At 71.1% G+C, this 14,575-nt stretch carries 9 protein-coding genes; 3 read left to right on the top strand and 6 right to left on the bottom strand.

From position 1 onward, the window contains the following. Positions 1–165: 165 nt before the first annotated feature. Entirely contained in the window at positions 166–1,053 is an 888-nt protein-coding gene (locus ACFU3E_RS31930) for an NAD(P)-dependent oxidoreductase (RefSeq protein ID WP_384166123.1), read from the bottom strand. A gap of 563 nt (positions 1,054–1,616) precedes the next feature. Here ACFU3E_RS31930 and ACFU3E_RS31925 point away from each other — a divergent pair. Then, positions 1,617–4,853: a BTAD domain-containing putative transcriptional regulator gene (locus ACFU3E_RS31925; RefSeq protein WP_384166120.1), complete on the top strand. Its 3,237-nt coding sequence runs from the start codon at positions 1,617–1,619 to the stop codon at positions 4,851–4,853. Positions 4,854–5,141: 288 nt separating this feature from the next. Here the strand turns inward: ACFU3E_RS31925 and ACFU3E_RS31920 are convergent, their stop codons facing one another. The 4 genes from ACFU3E_RS31920 to uppS form a co-directional block, all read right to left on the bottom strand. Next, positions 5,142–5,513 carry a low affinity iron permease family protein gene (locus ACFU3E_RS31920; protein ID WP_384166135.1) on the bottom strand — a complete coding sequence of 124 codons (372 nt, stop codon included), beginning with the start codon at positions 5,511–5,513 and terminating at the stop codon, positions 5,142–5,144. Between the two features lie 254 nt (positions 5,514–5,767). Then, positions 5,768–5,995 (bottom strand): hypothetical protein, encoded by a 228-nt coding sequence (locus ACFU3E_RS31915; RefSeq protein ID WP_384166117.1) that lies wholly within the window; start codon positions 5,993–5,995, stop codon positions 5,768–5,770. A 190-nt stretch (positions 5,996–6,185) separates the two neighbouring features. Next, positions 6,186–7,667 carry an oxygenase MpaB family protein gene (locus ACFU3E_RS31910; protein WP_384166114.1) on the bottom strand — a complete coding sequence of 494 codons (1,482 nt, stop codon included), beginning with the start codon at positions 7,665–7,667 and terminating at the stop codon, positions 6,186–6,188. Beyond that, positions 7,664–8,494 (bottom strand): polyprenyl diphosphate synthase, encoded by an 831-nt coding sequence (uppS, locus tag ACFU3E_RS31905; protein WP_384166111.1) that lies wholly within the window; start codon positions 8,492–8,494, stop codon positions 7,664–7,666. The genes ACFU3E_RS31910 and uppS overlap by 4 nt, the downstream gene beginning before the upstream one ends. A gap of 458 nt (positions 8,495–8,952) precedes the next feature. Between uppS and ACFU3E_RS31900 the strand changes: the two genes are divergently transcribed. Both ACFU3E_RS31900 and ACFU3E_RS31895 read left to right on the top strand, forming a co-directional pair. Next, positions 8,953–9,957 carry an aldo/keto reductase gene (locus ACFU3E_RS31900; RefSeq protein ID WP_384166108.1) on the top strand — a complete coding sequence of 335 codons (1,005 nt, stop codon included), beginning with the start codon at positions 8,953–8,955 and terminating at the stop codon, positions 9,955–9,957. 50 nt (positions 9,958–10,007) lie between these two features. After that, positions 10,008–11,126, top strand: a complete 1,119-nt coding sequence (locus ACFU3E_RS31895; protein WP_384166105.1) for a hypothetical protein — start codon at positions 10,008–10,010, stop codon at positions 11,124–11,126. A gap of 4 nt (positions 11,127–11,130) precedes the next feature. Here ACFU3E_RS31895 and ACFU3E_RS31890 read toward each other — a convergent pair whose 3' ends face one another. Then, entirely contained in the window at positions 11,131–14,544 is a 3,414-nt protein-coding gene (locus tag ACFU3E_RS31890; RefSeq protein ID WP_384166102.1) for an NB-ARC domain-containing protein, read from the bottom strand. Positions 14,545–14,575: the final 31 nt, after the last annotated feature.

Below are 14,575 nucleotides of genomic sequence, written 5' to 3'. Positions count from 1 at the left end.
CGCGTATCCGGCGCGGACGTCGAAGGCGTCGTAGGGCGTGCCCTCGGCCGCGTCGGGGAGCGGCGCCGTCGCCGTGAGAGCACCGGCGGTGAGCGCGGTGGCGCCCGCCGCCTTCAGACCGGAACCGGCCCCTTCGTCAGAGGGTGAGGCGCATACCGGACCCGGTCACCGGCTGGGGCGCCGGTATGCCTTCACGACGCTGGCGTAGCTGTGCTTGGCGTGGCCCTGGGCGATGACGCCCTCCATCAGCGCCTCGGAGTACTTGGGCAGTTCGGTGTCCACGCCGAGCGCCTCGCTCTCCTCGACGAGGTGCTTGAGCGCCCCCAGGTGCGTCTCCAGGGTGGCGTCGTTGGCCGGGAACTCCTCGTCGCCGGCGTCGATCTGCGCGGCGTAGTCGGCCGTGAACATCTTGATGGCGTCGAGCCACATGTGCGCCCACGGCAGGAAGTCCTGCGCCTTGACGCCGCCGGTCTCCACGATGGCCACACCGTGCAGGAAGCTGTTGAGGGCGCCCCACATCAGGCCGAGCAGCGACACGTCGAACAGGGCGGGCTTGCCGTGGTCGGTGCCGAGGTAGGTGGTGCCGCCTCCGAGGAGCTTCAGCACGGGCTCGTGGGCGTCGAAGACGGCCTGGTCACCGGCGTAGAAGAGGACGGAGGTCGCGGCGCCGATGCCGGGCGGGGTGATCATGACGGCGCCGTCGAGGTACTGCGCGCCGTTCTTCTCCGCCCACTCGGCGGTCTGCCGGGCCTGCTCGGAGGAGCCTGTGGTCAGGTTGACGACGGTCTTGCCGCGCAGGGCGTCCCCGAGCGAGCCGATGACGGCGTGCACCACGTCGTACGTCGACACGCACACGACCACCAGGTCGCTCGCGGTGACGGCGTCGGCGGGGTGCGCGGCGAGGACCGCGCCGTCCGCGACGAGAGTGTCGGCCTTGTCCGCCGAGCGGTTCCACACGGTGGTGGTGTGACCGGCCTTCAGGAAGGCGGCGGCCAGGGCCTGCCCCATCAGGCCGAGGCCGAGCACCGACACCGAGGTGTGGTTGTCACCCATGAATCTGATCCTCCAGTACGAAGTGGTGTGCTGAACGAGCCGGCACGCGGGGCGCGCCGGAAGGAGAGCGGGTCCGGGGTGCCGACTCAGAGGAAGACGGTGCCGGGCTCCTGGCCTGCCGGGGACGCGGCCCCGGAGTTCGAGGTTGACGTCGGCGTGGGCGGGGGCGCGCAGCGAGAAGCCCTGGATGTCGCCGTGGAAGCGCCGCAGGTGGACGTCGCGCCGGATGACGGAGCCGCCGCGTCTGAGAGCGCCGGGCCGGGAATCGCCGAATCGCCGGAACCACTGTCGCGTTCTTCCGGGACGCCGGGAACGTCCGACTGTGTTCGGTGCCCTTTCCTGATGCTGCCGATGATGATCGCCGGCCGCAGTCGTTCCTTCTCGGCCACCTGCTCCCGCCTTCCGCCTCAGCGCCGAACCGCATTCCTCGGGGAACCCTGGCAAGTGCCCCTTCGGATTCGCTTCGGACGACTTCGGAAACGCTGCGGGGGCGCCCTTCGGAGCGGTGGACGGGCCCCTTTCGTCGCACGTCGCGCCGGTCGTCGGCCGGTTACGCTGAGATCATGGAATTCGGGGTGCTGGGGCCGCTGGAGGTGCGCACGGACGAGAGTCGTGTCGTGCGGGTACCCGAAGTCAAGGTGCGAATGCTCCTCGCCGATCTGCTCGCCCACCACGGGCAGGTCGTCCCGGCGGCGCGGCTCATCGAGGACCTGTGGGGCGGCTCGACGTTCACGGCCCGGCCCACGGCGTCGCTCCAGGCCAAGGTCTCCCAGTTGCGGCGTGCGTTGCAGGACGCGGAGGCGGGCGCCCGTGAACTGATCGCGCACCGGCCGCCCGGATACGTCCTGGACATCCCGGCCGGAGCGCTCGACGCCGGGCGGTTCCGTGCACTGGTCGCCCGGACCCGGTCCGTCGGGGACCCGGTGACGCGGGCGGCGCTGTACACCGAGGCGCTGGCACTGTGGCGCGGCCCCGCCTTCGCCGAGTTCGCCGACCAGCCGTCCGTACGGCCGACGGCGGCGAGCCTGGAGGAGGAGCGGCTGACGGCGGTGGAGGAACACGCCGGGGTGCGGCTGGAGTTGGGCGAGCACAGTCTCCTGGTGGGTGAGCTGACGGAGCTGGTGGAGCAGCATCCGCTGCGCGAGGGGCTACGGGGCGCGCTGATGCGGGCGCTGTACCGGGCGGGCCGCTCCTCCGACGCGCTCGACTGCTTCAACGACGTGCGGCGCCGGCTCGACGAGGAGTTGGGGCTGACCCCCGGCCCGTCCCTGGAGGCGCTGCAGCGGGCCATCCTGCGCCACGACCCGGACCTGGCCCGGCCGGAGCCGCCCGCGCGGTCCGCCGCGGGGGTGCGGGCGGGGCCGGGGCCGAGCGGGCCGGCCTCGCCCCTGGTGGGCCGCGAACAGGACGTACGGGCGATCAGGGCTCTGCTCTTACAGCGCCGCCTGGTGACGCTCACCGGCCCGGGAGGGGTCGGCAAGACCCGCCTCGCACAGGCCACGGCGGAGAGTCTCGCGGGCGCGTTCGGCGAGGGCACCTGGCTGGTGGAGCTCGCGGACGCCGGTGGCCTTGAGCGGTTCGCCGGCGCGGAGGCGCTGGCCGAGCAGGTGATGGCGACGCTGGGCATCCGGGAGAACACCTCGGACGACGACGCCGAGGGCCCGGCGGACCGCCTGGCCAACGCGCTGGCCGGCCGGCGGCTGCTGCTCGTGCTGGACAACTGCGAACACGTCGTCGAAGCGGTCGCGCGACTGGCCGGCCTGCTGCTGAGCCGGGCACCGCACCTCCGCATCCTGACGACCAGCCAGGAACCGCTGCGCACCCGGGACGAGTCGGTGTATCCGGTGGCACCCCTGTCGCTGCCCCCGGAAGACGGCCCGGACCTCGACGCCCTGACGAGCGCGGGGGCCGTACGGCTCTTCGTGGACAGAACCAGGGCGACGGACCCGGACTTCACGCTCGACGCAGCCACCGCCCCCCTCGTCGCCGACGTGTGCCGACGCCTCGACGGCATCCCGCTCGCCCTGGAACTGGCCGCCACGCGCGTGCAATCGCTGGGCATCAGGGAACTGCACGACCGGCTCGACGACCGTTTCAAGGTGCTCAACAGCGGTTACCGGGACGCCCCTTCACGTCACCGGACGCTGCAGGCCACACTCGACTGGAGCTGGGGCCTGCTCGACGACCGCGAACAGACCGTTCTGCGGCGGCTGTCGGTGTTCGGCGAGGGGTGCGGGCTGCGAGCCGCCGAGGAGGTGTGCTCCGGCGGCGGTGTGTCCCCCGCCGACGTACTCGACGCGCTGGGCCTGCTCGTGGAACGCTCGCTGGCCGTCCGCACCGAGGGACCGCAGGGCCCGCGCTACCGGCTGCTGGAGTCCGTCGCGGTCTACGCGCGTGACCAGCTCGCCGAGTCCGGTGAGCACGCCGGGACCGCCGCCCGGCACCTGCGGCACTGCGTCCGTCTCGCCGAGCGGGCCCGGCCGCATCTGCACGAGCGGGAGCAGTACCGCTGGTTCCAGTACCTGGACCTGGAGGCGGCCAATGTGCAGCGCGCACTGGCCGAGGCCGGCCGGGCCGGGGCCGCGCAGGAAGCGCTGCGCCTGGTCAACTCGCTGACCTGGTACTGGTATGTGCGCGGCCGGCTGGGCGAGGCCCGCAGGGCGCTGGCGACGGCCCTGGACACGCCGGGCGAGGCCGCGCCCGAGGAGCGTGTGGAGGCGGTGTTCTGGTACACGGGCATCCGCCTGCTGCTCGGCGAGCACGACCGGGAGTGCGACGCCCTGGAGGAGGACCCGGCGGAGTCCACGCCGGAGTCGACCAGGGCCCAGTGGTTCCTGGCGCACGCACAGTGGACCGTGGGGGCGCTGGTCAAGGGCGAGCAGCGGGTCGAGCGGGTCCTGGTCCGCTTCCGCACCCTGCGCGACGCCTGGGGCACCGCGGCCGCGCTGACCACGCGCGCGTGCTTCGCCCTGGCCCGCGGGGACCTGGAGTCGCTGCGCGGCAACGCCGAGGAGGCCCGCGCCCACTTCGCGGAACTGGGCGACCTGTGGGGCCGGTTGAAGACGACGGACGTGCTCGGCAGGCTCGCCGAGATCAACGGCGACTACGACCTCGCCGCCCAACTGATGCGGGAGAGCCTGCGCATCGCCCAGGCCCTGGAGACATGGCCGGAGGTGTCCACGAAACTGTCGGGACTCGGCAGGATCGCCCTGCTCACCCAGCGCTACGACGAGGCCGACGACCTGCACCGGCGCGCCCTGCGGATCGCGGTCGAGCAGGGCAACCAGCCGGCCGAGCAGTTCGCCGCGCTGGGCCTCGCCCTGAGCGCCCGCCGCCAGGGCCGCCTCGACGCCGCCGAGGAGTGGCTGCGGCCCTGGCTCGCCTGGAACCGCCGCCGCGGCGACGGCCCCGGCCTCGCGCTGGTCCTGGCCGAACTGGGCTTCAGCGCCGAACAGCGCGGTGACGCCGACCGCGCCCTGGCCTACCACCGGGACGGCCTCACCACCGCTGCCACGACCGAGGACCCCCGCTCGGTCGCCCTGGCCCTCGAAGGCCTGGCGGGCGCCTACTCCCTCACGGACGACCCGGAACGGGCAACCCGCCTCCTCGGCACGGCCGCAGCGACCCGGGAACGCGCCGGCGCCCCGCACCCCCCGGCGGAACGGGGCGACGTGGAACGCATCGCGGCCCGCCTGCGCGACACGATGGACGGGACGGCGTACACGCGGGAGTTCACCCTCGGCACCCAACGCCACCACGAGAGCGAGGCCCTGGCGGAGACACACCCGCCAACACCGTGAGGCGCCCGCAGCGACCAGGCACCCGGTGCCACGGCAGCCCGGCCGTCCGCACGCCGGCGATCGCCGCGGTGTGCTCCGGAGCCCGCCCCGCGTCCTCGCGGTCCAGGGCGGGCAGGTCGTACGGCTCGGACAGCGGTCCCTGGACGCGCCGGCACGGCATCGCGTCGCGGACCACCGCCCGCTCGCGGCCCAGGGACCATCTGATCCGTGGCTCCGGGCGGATCGGCCAGCGACGCTCCACCAGCCACTTCACGGGGACACGGAGGGGCGCTGGCGGGAACCGGGCGATCAGTATTTCTCTTCCGCGCCGAGGACGGACCGCAGCTTCCGGTGTGCTTCTCCGGGACCGCCGCCCTCCTGCCCTTCGAGCAGGGCGGCTGCGATGGCGTCCAGCTTGCGCTGGACGGCGCGCTCGGCCCGCAGCTCGGCGTTCTTCAGCAGCGCCACCAGGAGCAGGGTCACCGCCGACATCGCCTCGCCCACGAACAGGAGCCACGCGATCGGCAGGCCGATCACGTGCAACGTGACAGCCACGGCAACCAGGATCAGGCAGATCCCGAAGAACGGTGCTGAGCTGGTGAACCGTGAGGCGTTCTCGGCCAGCCTCTCAAACGGCTGACTCCGCGAGCCCCCGCGGTCGGACGGATGCTTGAGGATCATGCCCACTCTCTACAGCGGACGGTGGCATGCCCGAAGGGAGGCACGCCTGGCCAGGATGCGGTCTTTCCTCCCCGCGTGGTCGGCGGGATTCCGTCCTGGTGTGCGGCGAGGGGGTCGTGGTCGACGCGACGGGCACCGTGACGGTGCGCCTCGCGCTCCACCCGGGAAGCGATCTTCGCGACGACCCGGTCGGCGGGGTGGTGATCACACCGCGCTCCCCGCGGGGGTGCCCGGACGCCGATCTGCTTCACCGGTCACCGCCGCCAGTCTCCCCGGGCCTGTCGCCGGTCATCGCGGATACGATCCTGCCGGTCTCGGCGGCGGACGAAGTCGCCCGGTTCGAGATCACCTTCCGCGAAACGCCCGGCCACGAGACCGACGACGCCCAGCCCCAGTACCAGCAGGAAAGCCCAGAAGCTGCCGAAATACGCGGCGAAACCCAGCGCCATTCCGGCCATCAAGCCCACCACGGCCCTGCTCATCACGCGCTCCTTCACTCAAGCGGACTGCTCCGCCCCGGCTACCGGATCCGCAGCCGCTCTTCCCTCTCGTCCTCCTGGCACGTCATATTCTGATTGTATTCGAAATTTGCATGTTTTAACCGGTGTAAAGATCGTGGCGGGTGGTCCGACGAGTGGCCCGGGCGTCTTTCCTGGAGACGGGACGGCCGTGCTAGGCGTCCGCGAGAAGAGGGTCGTACGGGGTGCTCGTGCGGCGGGCGGACATGAAGGAGAGGAAGTCACTCACGAAGGCGCTGCGGCCACAGGTTCCGTCGGTGGTGGCGAGGTCGCGGTGGAAGGCGGTGCGGAAGAGGGCCCGGTACTCGTCCGCGTCGATGGTCCCGTTGCCGTCCCTGTCGGTGGCGTCGAAGAGCACCTCGGCGACGCGGATGAGCGCGGGTCCGGCGAGGGAGGGGACGGCGGCGGCGTACTCGTCGGCGCTGACACGGCCGTCACCGTCCGTGTCGAGGGCGGCCTGGAGCTCGCGCCACCAGGCCGCGAAGGCGTCGTAGAGTCGCGTCTCCTCGGGTTCGTCCAGGTCGAGACGGGTGGAGAGCTCGCGGGCCATGGCTGCGAGGTCCGGCCAGTCGAGATGGCCGTCACCGGTCTGGTCCAGCACCTGGCGGAAGAACTCCGCCGCCGAACGCCGGTCCTCCCCCGCGCGTGTCGCCGGGGCCGGAGCGGGGTCGTCGCCCAGTGGGGTGAGGAGGCGGAGCAGCGACGACGCCCGCTTCATGCGGCCGCGTAAAGCCGCCACCGTCCGGGCGCGAGGATCGTCGCTCCCGGGCGAGAGCGAGAGGAGTTCGATGACGCTCTCGGCGTTGATCCAGCCCTCGGGCAGGAAGCGGGCCAGTCCGGCGGCGAGGTAGGCGCCCTGCATGAGGGCCTGGGCGCCGGGCATCTCCGGAAGGCCGGTCCGGCGCCGGTACGGCTCGGGGAGCGAGGCGACGGTGATGGCGCCGAGGACCGGACCGGCGACGGCCCGGCCCGCCGCCCACAGCGTCGGCAGGCCGTCGAGCAGGGCTGGGGCGGGCAGGTGGTCGAAGAGCCGGTAGAGGATGATGCGGGCCGCCTCGGTGTTCTCCAACTCGTTCTCGACGACCCGGTCGAAGTAAGGCCAGAAGTCGTTGACGTCTCCGGGGAGCTCGTCGGCGTCACCGTCGAGGGCGGCGAGATACGCGCGGTACTCGGCGTACATCCGCTCCATCGTGTCCTGGTCGAGCGGCTGGCCGCTCAGCCGGCACATCGTGACAGCGCTCTCGAAGAGGGTGGCGACGACCCAGGCACGAGTCGCACGGTCCATCGCGTCATAGGCCCGGCCGCGCGAGTCGGAGCCGCTCATACGGGCGTGCAGCCGGTTGAGCCGAGCGGCCTCCCGTTCCCGTACCGCGGGATCGGCGCTGAACATGCGCCGCATGCTGAGGAACGTGTTGCGGAGCCGGCGCCAGGGGTGGGTGACGAAGGTGGAGTTGTCGGCGAGGGCTGCACCGACCTGCGGGTGTGCCGCCTCCAGTACGGTCGCACGGATCAGGCCGAGTGCCCAGCGCGGGTCGTCGAAGAACGTGTGGAACTGTGAGTCCGGACCGAACAGGGAAGGCCCGTCATCCGGTCGTGTGGCGTCCGTAGGAGGTACGCCGGTCGTCCCTGTCGTCATCGGGGGTCTCCGTTCGTCCGGGGCGGCAGGCCGCCGAAGCGGCGGTCGCGCCGCCGGTAGGTGTGCAGGCAGGCGAGGAAGTCGGGGGCCCGGAAGTCCGGCCAGAGCACCTCGGGGAAGACCCACTCGGCGTAGGCGACCTTCCAGAGCATGAAGTTGGAGATGCGCTGTTCGCCGGAGGTGCGGATGACGAGGTCCACGTCCGGGGTGTCGGGGAACGGCAGGTGCTCGGCGAAGAGCCGCTCGGTCACCTGGTCCGCGGGAGTCCCGTCGCGGATCAGCGACCGGGCCGCCTCGACGATGTCCCGGCGCCCGCCGTGGTCGAAGGCCACGGTCAGCGTCATCCCCCGGTTGTCGCCGGTCAGCGTCGTCAGATCCTCGAAGTCCCGCGCCAGTTCTCCGGGAACGCGCGGGTCCGTCACCCCGAGGAAACGGCATCGGATGCCGCGGGCGAGCAGCAGTGGCGCGTGCTTCCGCACGACCCGGCGGACCAGGCTCATCAAGTAGTCGACCTCATCGCCGGGCCGGTTCCAGTTCTCGGTGGAGAAGGCGTACAGGCTGAGCCATTCGACGCCGGCGGCCCGGGCAGCTTCGATGATGTCGATGACGGTGGCCTCTGCGGCCCGGTGGCCCGCAGTGCGCGGCAACGAGCGCCGCTCCGCCCACCGGCCGTTGCCGTCCATCACGCACGCCACGTGTCGGGGCACCGCAGGCGCCGCCGTCCCGTCGCCCTGCCGTTGCCCGTCCGCCCCGTCCACACGTGCCGGGCCCGGCCGGCCGTTGCCCCCCGTCGCCGCGCGTCCCCCCGGGACGCCTTGGTCCGTCATACCCGGCCCCGCCCACCCTGCTTCACCCGTACCCCCAACAAGGCTTTCCCTGCGGGGAGTTTGGCAGCGGGGAGACCCCTGGCGGGCCGATACGGGGCGCCGTCACCCTTGGCTCGTATGCCCGAGTCTCCGCGCACGCGCCGGGTGGGGTCCCACCGGTGACTGCGCTCGATGACGTTGCACGCCCCTGCCCGCCGAGCCGCAAGAGGCAGGTTCTCGCGTGCCTCACCACCCGCTTGGCCTCCCGGGCCTCGACCGTCGGTAAGTCGGCATAGACAGTCGGCACGCCGGCCGCAGGATGCCCCGTGCGCCACGCACGGACATTGGCGAAAGGATCAGTGCGGCTGCACTCAGCAAAACTGAGATCATGAACACCGACGATCACATGGGATCAAATTCCCATCGCTCCACAACCCGTGCATCGACAGCTAGTTTCACCTCAAGTAGGATGCGCCACCGTGAATCCAGACAAGGCGCGATCACAAGCCGTCCAGGATCAGCTCAACACCATGCGGTTGGGACGCGAAGGCCCTGAGATCACGCGCCTGGGACTGGGCACGTGGGTCATCGGCGGACCATACGAGTACGGGTGGGGACCGGTCGACGACACCGTTTCGGTACGGACCGTCCTCCACGCGGTCGACCGGGGCCTCAACTGGATCGACACCGCTCCCGCCTACGGGTGCGGTCATTCCGAAGAGGTGGTGGGCACGGCGTTACGACAACTCGGAACGTCCGAGCGGCCTTTGGTCTTCACCAAGTGCGGGCGGGTCTGGGACACCGCAAATCCGGGAAAGGTCGTGTCCGACCTGCGGCCGAGCAGCATCCGCCAGGAGTGCGAGGCCAGTCTGAAACGCCTTGGCGTGGACCGGATCGACCTCTACCAGATTCATCGGCCGGACACCCGGACCGGCACTCCCCTCGAGGACTCCTGGGCCACGCTCGCGGAGCTCGTCGACGAGGGCAAGGTCCGCTGGATCGGGCTGTCGAATGTGGACGGTGGACTACTCGACCGCTGCGAGGCCGTCCGGCACGTCGACTCGCTACAGCCGTCACTGAGCCTCCTCGACCGCAGATCGCTTCCGCTCCTCGACTGGTGCACGGACCACGGCACGGGCGTCATCGCGTATTCACCTCTGGCTTCCGGGCTGTTGACCGGTGCCTTCGACCATGAGCGCGTCGAGAACCTCGCACCCGACGACTGGCGCAGGAAGTCCGCCAAATTCGCCGAGCCCGCACTGACCAGGAAGCTGGCCGTCGTCGATGCCCTGCGGACGATCGCCGGCTCACTCGGCCACACCGTTTCCGAGCTCGCACTGGCTTGGGTACTCAGCCGGCCCGGAGTCAGCGGGGCGATCGTCGGCGCACGCCTTCCTGGACAGGTCGACGACTGGGCGGGAGCGGCAGGGCTGTCTGTTTCCGACGGCACGCTGCGGGAGATCGAAGCCGCCGCCGCTCAGTAGACAGCCCGCCCCCTTTCCCTCACGGAGCCCTTGGAAGAGGAGCACGACTGGTGTCCGCACCGGACGAAATAGTCGAGCACGACCGGGCACAACAATTCCTCATCCCCTACCTCCGGCACACCGAATCACTGCTGCGGAGGGCCTTACGCACACTGGATCCCCGGGCGGACTGCCGACTCAGCCCCGCCGCTGACCTGGGAATCCCCTATGACGCCCTGCGACTGGCCGGGGGATTTGCCACCGGCTGCCTCGTTGAATGGGAATGCCGCGTTCCGGTGGTTCCGGTGGACACCACGATGAACATCGACACGTCGTCGGTCTTCTGGCTCGACGGCGACCCGGCGGAGGTCTTCACCGAGGAGGCAGTGGGCGCACTGCGCGGGCGCATCGCCCAGGACAGCAGTTACGAGTGGAACTTCAACCGCGGGAACCATTTCATCCTCACCTGCCGCCGAGCGAGCGACGGCAGATATGCGCTGCTGCTGCACAGCAACGAGAAGGAGTTCAAGGACCAGTTCAACGGATTGTGTCCCACGCCGGGAAATTGGTTCGAAGACGCGGTGCGCGTCTTCGAGGGGGAACGGCGCGTCCGACTTCTGATCGGACACAAGGCGGAACTCTTCGCGGATCTCGCACAGATGCTGTTGCGGTTCAACACGCTGCGGCACCGCTTCGTGGCGACCATGCTGCTGAACGGGCGCATCGGCATCGTCGGCGAATACCACAAGCACCATTACTTCATGCCGACGCCCGCCTCCGCGGCGATCGGATGCTACCTGTGCGAGCCCGACGAGGAGGTGCCCGTGTTCAGTGCGGTGGGACGGCCGATCGCCATGTTCCGGCCCACTGTTGGCGGCCTCAATGCCGTACGCCTCCTGACCGGCGAGGACCGCCTCGTCGTCCCGCACGGCTGGGGAATGGCCGCGTCGCGTTCCCTGCGCATCGCTCAGTCCGCAGACCGACTGACCCTGAACGGGCGGACCTACGGTCTGGTCCCCGGGGTCTCCTTGCTCGACCATCCCGACATCACCCCACGGCTGTTCGCCGGGGGGAACCGGGAATTTCTGGCGGCCATCCGGAAGCACACCCCCGGCCGACTGGTGACCGAACTGGTCCAGACGGCGTCGTACTCACGGCACGGCTTCATCCGGCACGAGCTCGAGCCTTGAGTCCTCACTCGTCCTCGTAGGCGAAGAGGTACAAACCGCCGTTTCCCGCAGCAGCGATCACGGCCCCCGCCCCCGTGCCGGACCAGGCGCATCTGTGCAGCGGATAGGCGACCCGGATTCCGGTGAGGGGCGCGCCCGTGGCTACGTCCCACACACCCAGGTAGCCCTCGTCGCCGCACGTCGCAATCTGCCGTCCCGATGGGGAGAACGCGCAACCGGTGATCCGGTCCCCGCCGATCGGGACGGACGTGGCCACAGTCCGGTCGGCGGTCGACCACAGGGCAAGAGCCGCCGCAGGCGATCCGACCGAGGCGAGAAGTGAACCGTCGGGCGAGAAGCGGCAGCTCCACAGCGAGGTCTCCCGACCCGTGGAGAGTGTCGACTCCAGACGGCCGGTGTGGCTGTCCCACAGCCTCAGCCTGCCGTCGTCCCCGACAGAGGCCAGGCGCGCGCCGTCGAGTGAGAAGGCGCAGCCGAGCGCGTGGCCCTCGTGGTTCACCAGCTCAGTGAGGACATCCCCCGTGCGCAGATCATGGACCCTCACGACCCCGTCCTCGCCCGCCGATGCCATCCGGGCGCCATCCGGGGAGACCGCGCATCCCCAGACACGTCCCGAATGGCGCTTGAACCGGCGCCGGACCGTGCCCGTGCGCGCGTCCCACAGCACCGACTCGCCGTCACCGCCCACGGTGACGACGTCCCCGTCGGACGACCACGCGCAGTCCAGCACTCTGCCGTCGTGTCCCTCTGCCTCGAACCCCACCCGTCCGGTCACGACATCGAAGAGCTGGACGACGCCGTCACTGTGCCCGGCCACCACGCGCAGTCCGTCCGGGGAGAACGCGCAACACCCCACGGCCCGGCGCTTCGCGCGTACGGTCCGGGGCGGTACGTCGGCAGTCACGTCCCAGGTCCGCAGAGTCGCGTCCCCGCCGCAACTGACGAGGGTCCCGCCGTCCGCCGTGAAGACCGACGCGCCCACCCAGTCGGTGTGTCCGCGCAGGAGGCGGATCTGCCGTCCGCTCTCCGTGTGCCACAGCCGGATCGTCCGGTCCTCCGAGGAACTCGCCAGCAGGGTGCCGTCGGGTGAGAACGCGCAGGAGCGGACACGGTCGGTGTGCCCCCGCAGGACGTGCGCCACCTGCCCCGTGCCGGCTCGCAGCACACGGACCGTCGCGTCGCTGCTCGCCGTGGCGATCAGGGCGCCGGACGGGGCGAAGGTGCAGCAGCGGATCCTTCCCCCGTGCACGGCGGTGCTCCAGCGCACGGCGCCCCGGGCGATGTCCCACATCCGCAGGACCCCGTCCTCGCCCACCGAGACGAGGCCGTGCCCGTCGGGGCTGAAGGCGCAGTCCCACTCGTTTCCGCTGGGGCTGCGCATCTCACGATGTTTCTCGCCGGTGCCGGCGTCCCAGACGGTCACCGTGCCGTCGCCGGCGGCCGAGGCCGCCCACCTGCCGTCCGGCGACCACGCGCATCCCAGCACGCGGGCGGAGTGCTCACCCAGAACGTGCAGCACACGGCCGTCGTCGACGCACCAGATTCGGACGGTCCCGTCCGTCGCCGCCGACATCAGCCGAGATCCGTCGGGGCTGAACACGCAGGCGCGTACCCGCTGACTGTGCCCGCGAAGGACACGGCGGATCCGGAGGGTGGCCGGGTCCCAGAGGATCACCAGCCGGTCGTCGGACGCGGTGGCGATCACATCACCGCGAGGTGACACCGCGCAGTCGCCGATCGGGCCGGTGTGTCCGTCGTCGGCGGCCGTGTCGGTGTAGGGCAGCGGCCAGTGTGCGCGCAGCAGTGGTCGCGGCATCCCGTCGAGGTAGCGTCCGACCACGCCTTCCAGTTCCCCGGTTCCCGCCAGCCGGCTGGCGAGAGTCGCCCCGACGGCCGACGGCGCGGCCTCCGGGACGAAGACCTCGACGTCACGATCGAGTACGGTCCTGAGCGAGTCGGCCCGGGCGGTGCGGATTCCGGACAGCGTGGAGACGGCGGGGACCACCGAGCCCAGATGCCGGATCTGTGTCTCGATCCACCGGAGGTCGCAGGCGAGTTCGGCGAGTTCGCCGTGCAGCCCGGCCGCCTGGAGGTGGTACGGAAGGTACTGCAGCGCGAACTTCTCGCCCTGCGGCAGCAGCCACCACTGAGCAGCGGCACCAACGGGCAGCAAGGTGCGCAGCGCGGTCACCAGCGACTGATTGCGGGTCACCAGGTCGGCCGGAGACATCTGGTGGCGCACATACGACCGCAGGACGTCGTGCACGGCAATCGCCGGCCCGCCGTCGCACCAGCGTTCCGACACCAGACGCAGGGACGACAGCAGAGCCGCCATCCTGCGGCTCCCGGTGCGCTCCAGTCCCCCGGTCACGCTCCACAGCAGGGCCACGACGTGCTCGGGGACTTCGGCGTCCTCGTCGAAGACGGCCAAGTCGATGTAGCGCTCGCGCTCCTCGGCGGAGAGCAGGTCCAGGCTCGCACTGACCGTCGCCGCGACCGTGGAGCGCATGTGGGGCGGCATCGTCGCATCGAGCGCCTCCGGCCCGTGCGAGGCGACGAGGTGAGCGACCCAGGCGGCCACCTCGGCCGGTGGTCCGCCGGCCTGGATGTGGGCCCGCAACGAGGCGTTGATCAGACCCAGCAGCACGGGCCAGCCCTTGGCGAAGCGGAGGAGGCTGTCCAGGACCGACGCGTCTACCGCGGGCAGACCGGCCGACGCGGTCACGCGTGCTTCGTCCTCCGTCATCTGGCCCACCTCGACGATCTCGGCGACGGCCGGCGCCAGACCCCTGTTCCGTGCGGTGAATATCCGGGCCGATCCGGCACCTCCGACGAGGAAGGCGTTGACCTGCTCCTCGGTCCAGACGTCGTCGACCACCACGAGGGCGGGACCGCTTGCGTCGAGGATCTCCCCGAGCAGCGCACCCACGAGGAGAGGGTCGGTCGTGGTGGGACGGCGTCCGGACAGGTGCTCGCAGATGTCCGCGATGTGGTCGGCCAGGTCGGGACCCGTCCGTGACTGGCCGACGACCGTCCACACCACTCCGCCCGGGAAGCGCTCGGCCACTTCCGAAAGCCGGCAGGTCTGAAGCGCGACAGTCGTCTTCCCGATCCCGCCGTAGCCCTCCAGGAACAGCACCGGTGCCCGGGCTTCGTGCTCCCCGCCCAGCAATGCCGCCTTCACCGCCGCGCTGATCCCCGCCCTGTGCGCGGTCTCGCCCAGGGGCGGCGGCGCGAGTTGCCGACGGCAAGGCGTCTCAAGGCCGGAGGTCCGGCCGACCACCACCTGTTCGATGAAGGTGGTGCTGCTGCCCGGGCCGATGGCATTGCCCATCATGTCGCCGCCGGCTCCCAGCGCTCCCCTGTCCGCCCGGACGACGGACCGTACGGCCCGCCCGTCGGGCCTGGTCCCGGGCACAGGCGTGTGGTCGGTGGCGGACGCGGCTCCG

The sequence above is a fragment of the Streptomyces sp. NPDC057424 genome (genome assembly GCF_042803315.1).
Lineage (GTDB): Bacteria > Actinomycetota > Actinomycetes > Streptomycetales > Streptomycetaceae > Streptomyces.
The sequence above is the reverse complement of the archived record's forward strand: the minus strand, read 5'-3'. Positions and strand labels throughout refer to the sequence as shown.